Here is a 4,038-nt window from a genome sequence, read left to right on the forward strand (position 1 = left end):
TCCAGACAAAGACTGGCCTGGCTCCGCTCTCGCTTCGCCAGGCCAGTCTTTGATTCGTTTACTTCTACCCCTTGCAGGCCTCTTTTTTGTACTGTCCGCACAATATGGGGCGGTTCAGTTCACCAGGCGTCTTTTTTCTTGCTATTTTTCAACAAACAGCGAATTTGAAACAGATTTGTCTGTACGATTCCGCTATTTGTCAACAGCTCCAATTTGGTCATAGCCACTTCAAGGGAGTAACAAACGGTTATGCCCTTTAAGGCCTTGCACTATGCACCGCTGTACGGACCTCGTACATACGTACATAGCGAAAAGGCCAAGTTTTCCCATATACAGTTTTATCCCCAGGAAGAAGAGGGCATCTCAGGCCGAACGAGAGCTTCGATCCCCAGATAGCCCCATACGCGGCGGCCTGCCGAGTTGGCGACATTGTTGGTGTGCTCCAGGTTGTACTTTTTCAGGTTGGCAATCACGGCATCGCTGAAGCTCCGGGCTTTCATGGCTACCAGGTTGTTCTCTTCACACCACATCTTATAAATGGTATAGAGGTCTTTGGAGCTGATGCAGGCATCTGCCTTGAGCCGGATATAGTCCTCGGCCTCCATGAAATCGAAGAAGTTATTGTTGTCCCGCTTGACCAGCTCCCGGTTCTGCCGGGCACGGTCGCTTTCGGTAAAATTGAAGCCGTTCTTGACCAGACGCTGCAACCCCTCAAAGGCCCACAGGAAAATCCCTTCGGCCTCGGCGGCCATCTTTTCGGCTATATCCGGGTCGTCTACCCGGTCAGCGGGCTTGTCCTTGGTGGTCAGGACCAGCTGCCGCCGGTAGAAGCCGTCACTTCGGTCGTACAGGGCTTGCAAATCTCCGTTGCTGAAGGCCAGCAGCCGGGCGTACATCCAGCCCTGATAGCTCTGCTTGCCTTTACGCTCCAGGTCCATCTGCCCCTGGGCAGTAACAATAGACTTGACGTAGTTGGTCTGCCGCAGGGCTTCCATCCGCATATCGTCGTCCACGCAGAGCAGGATGTGTTCCAGGTCAGCCCGGGCAAAGCGGTTCTCAGAGATTTTGCCGATGCTGCCGTCCTTCATATTGGTACCGAACAGCTTGGACAACACCACGCCGATCTGACTCTTGCCCTCGCCGCCCCGTCCCTTGATGACCATCATCCGCTGTCCTTTGTTACTGGGAATGAGACAGTAACCTATAAACTCCTGAACCGTGGGGATATCCTCAGGGTAGAGCAGGTCAGACAGGAACCGCAGCCAGTGAGTGGGCTGGGCCGCTGTGGGGTTATATTTGACCGGCAGCCGGTTGCGGACCACTTCCGGTTTTCCTTCCTGAAAGCTGCCGTTCAAGTTCAAGGTACCATTAGCCAGGTGGATGCAGTTGGTGACCGGCCGGAAGTCCTCCACCTGGGCAGAAAGTTTCAGCAGGTCCAGAATGCTGCCTACCTTGCGGGCTACGTTGTTGCTTGCGTAGTCCTTCAGTTCCGCATAGATGGTACTCCGCAGAGGCATCTCGTCCGTCACCCGGCCATCTTCGGTGAAGAAGAAACCATTGCAGAAAACAATTTTGTGGGTCGAAATGAAGGTCTCACAGAAAACTGACTCATTGATCCGGAAGCCTTCTTCCAGCCAGACCGGGTCATTGTAGCTGGGCCAGTATTTATTTTTCTTCATGCAGCCTCCTTTCTATCCAGGGAATTGAGGCGGGATTCTAACATAGGCAGAAGCTGGCCGCCCAGCAGATGCCTGGCGGCGTCAGCCTTCTTGGAGGCAGGCCCGAAGGCCAGGCAATCAATGAGGTCGTCCACAACGGCCAGCATGTGCAGAGCCTCCACAAAGCGATCGTCTAGCGGATCCTCCGTGGATAGGGGAGCGAACTCTGTCTGCCATCGGGTTAGAAGATCACGGTAGTCGTGGAGGACCCGGAGACAGTAGAAGATTTCTTCTTTCTGAGTGTCTGAAGGGGCCGCGGGTGACTTGGGCAGAGAGATTGCACCGGATGGGGGCTTGTCCGGGCTGAGGCCGAAGTCCTGGGCCAGTTTCCGGGCTGCCTGGAAGCTGCTGAGACCAAACAACTGGGCGGTAAGGTCAATGACATCGCCAGTGGCGCCGCAGCCAAAGCAGTAGTAATAAGTGTCGTTCAGTTTCATGCTGGGAGTATGGTCCTCATGGAAAGGGCATCGAACCATCCAGGTGGTCGTGGTAGGCAGACCGTACAGGGCTGCAGCCTGCTTGATAGTAACGGATTCCTTTACGGTTTTAAAAAGATTCATTTGCACCTCGCTATGCTGGCATCTTATGGGCAGGGATACAGTACTTTGCTGTGGTTAGAGGTGTACCTCGTTTCGGGGTACATCTGAGTCCCTGACGAGTGAATTGGGTGCGTAACATTTCGTTCCATACCTCCTTCTGCGAAAAAATAAAGCCTGACTTCTCCTTTCGACTTTTTTCTTCTTGAGCCCGAGAGGGCCTTCAATGTATAATCAGAAAAAGTTCCATAAACTGTAACCCGGTTATGGGCTGTAACCCGATTCGGAACTACCCTTTCACTAATAGGAGAAATCCGGGGTGCAAAACGGAACCATTTTTAAAATTTTTCAAAAAATTTTTTGGAGTGAGGTGGGGGTATGGCGTATCGGAACAAGAATGAACTTTTGGATATCGAAGGTGACTTGTTTGGATGGGACGATGAATCCAGCATCAGTTTGACGAATGAGGCGCTGGAACGAGATGCGGCGGCGGAACGTCAGATCGAGCTGGAAAGCGCCCTGGAGCATGACGAGCACCCCCTCCATGATGAAGTAGAGCTGGAGACGGAGGAGGAAGAAGCCGCGCCGACCAGTGAAAAGCTGCTGAAACGGGAAATCCGGGCGGAGGCGGTTCGGCGTCTGGAGGAAGCCGCCCGGACTGAGGCGGACTTTTCTGTGGTGATAAAGGAGTGGGACAAGCTGGACCAGAACCGGGAGCGCCGGGAACGGAATTACGAACACCTTCGGGGAGACTTGCCGCTGGATTATCAGGCTGTTTCAGAACCCAAGCTTATCCCCAGGTGGATGAATGACACGGCGTACCGGCAGATGATGGCCGGAAACTTTCTGGATATCCTATTTAACTGCCCTTATGAGATGCACCAGCTGACCGCCGATCCATTTATCTCGCGTATGATTGAGGAACTGAGCGATGACCACAAAGAAGTCCTGTACTTTTTATCCCTGCGGCTGTGGAGTGCCACCCAGCTTGCCTTAGCCCGTGAGCAGTCCGACCGCAACATCCGAAAACTGCGGAAAACCATTCATAAAGGCTTACAACGACAGATGTTTGACTACCTGCATAGTAAACGGGAGCGAGGTAGAAGTCTGACCCTGCGGGAACGCCAATTTATAGAGGAATATTTAGCCCTCGAAGAGGAACAAGGCAAAGATACTGTGATTCGGCGGGAAAATAAGAACAACCGCAGAAAAGGAAAACCGCCCCTGGCGACAGGGACGGCTGAGGGGGAATAAATGCAGAATGAAGAACTTGTTTGAGCGGTCCCGTTCTCATTGGGTGCGGTACGATTACTACGAGCTGAAAACGGCAAAGGACGGCAAACGGTACATCATCCCCGGCAAAGACGCAAAGCCGGAGGTTTACAACCCGCTTAAAGAGGTTCCAGACATCGTGCTGGACGCCCTGAATGTTGGAATGCTGATGATGAGCCGCAGAGCGGCGGTGGAAGTGGAGCGGGCAGTGCTGGAGTTTGTCACCCGGTACGGTTTGTTGGGGCTGATGACCGCTCTGCCCACCACGCCGGCCTTTATGGACTATGAGGCGGTTTACCTGCCGAAGAATCATTTCCTCAAAGAGGAATCCATGGACACCGACCGGTATCTGGCTCTGTTTTATCCCTTTGACCAGCTGGACCTGGTGAAACAGGGAATTGAATCCGCCTGGAAGGTTTCTGGAGACCGGACGATGGTTGCCCTGACCATGACCTTTATGGATGAACCCATGGCAAAAACTATGAGCTTCCAGCGGCAGTATGCGGAGCCTT

General features: G+C 53.2%; 3 protein-coding genes and 1 pseudogene. 2 read left to right on the forward strand and 2 right to left on the reverse strand.

Annotation, left to right across the window (positions count from 1 at the left end; genetic code table 11):
• Positions 1–338: 338 nt before the first annotated feature.
• Together B5G28_RS14070 and B5G28_RS14075 are read right to left on the reverse strand one after the other, a co-directional pair.
• Positions 339–1,679, reverse strand: coding sequence for a phage/plasmid primase, P4 family (locus B5G28_RS14070; RefSeq protein ID WP_087249815.1), 1,341 nt, complete (start codon positions 1,677–1,679; stop codon positions 339–341).
• The gene (locus tag B5G28_RS14075) at positions 1,676–2,278 is read right to left on the reverse strand and encodes a CHC2 zinc finger domain-containing protein (RefSeq protein ID WP_242967647.1); all 603 of its coding nucleotides are present in this window, start codon (positions 2,276–2,278) and stop codon (positions 1,676–1,678) included. Before B5G28_RS14075 ends, B5G28_RS14070 begins: the two co-directional genes overlap by 4 nt.
• A gap of 354 nt (positions 2,279–2,632) precedes the next feature.
• Between B5G28_RS14075 and B5G28_RS14080 the strand changes: the two genes are divergently transcribed.
• The gene (locus tag B5G28_RS14080) at positions 2,633–3,508 is read left to right on the forward strand and encodes a hypothetical protein (RefSeq protein WP_087249818.1); all 876 of its coding nucleotides are present in this window, start codon (positions 2,633–2,635) and stop codon (positions 3,506–3,508) included.
• Positions 3,509–3,515: 7 nt separating this feature from the next.
• Positions 3,516–4,038 (forward strand): annotated as a pseudogene (locus B5G28_RS14085) (hypothetical protein); the annotation flags it as partial.

The organism is Faecalibacterium sp. An77 (genome assembly GCF_002161315.1).
In the GTDB taxonomy this organism is placed as follows: Bacteria; Bacillota; Clostridia; order Oscillospirales; family Ruminococcaceae; genus Faecalibacterium.

Bases quoted from the DNA above. Each gene is read 5' to 3' on its own strand.
- B5G28_RS14070 (WP_087249815.1), bottom strand. From the start codon at position 1,679: ATGAAGAAAAATAAATACTGGCCCAGCTACAATGACCCGGTCTGGCTG.
- B5G28_RS14075 (WP_242967647.1), bottom strand. From the start codon at position 2,278: ATGAATCTTTTTAAAACCGTAAAGGAATCCGTTACTATCAAGCAGGCT.
- B5G28_RS14080 (WP_087249818.1), top strand. From the start codon at position 2,633: ATGGCGTATCGGAACAAGAATGAACTTTTGGATATCGAAGGTGACTTG.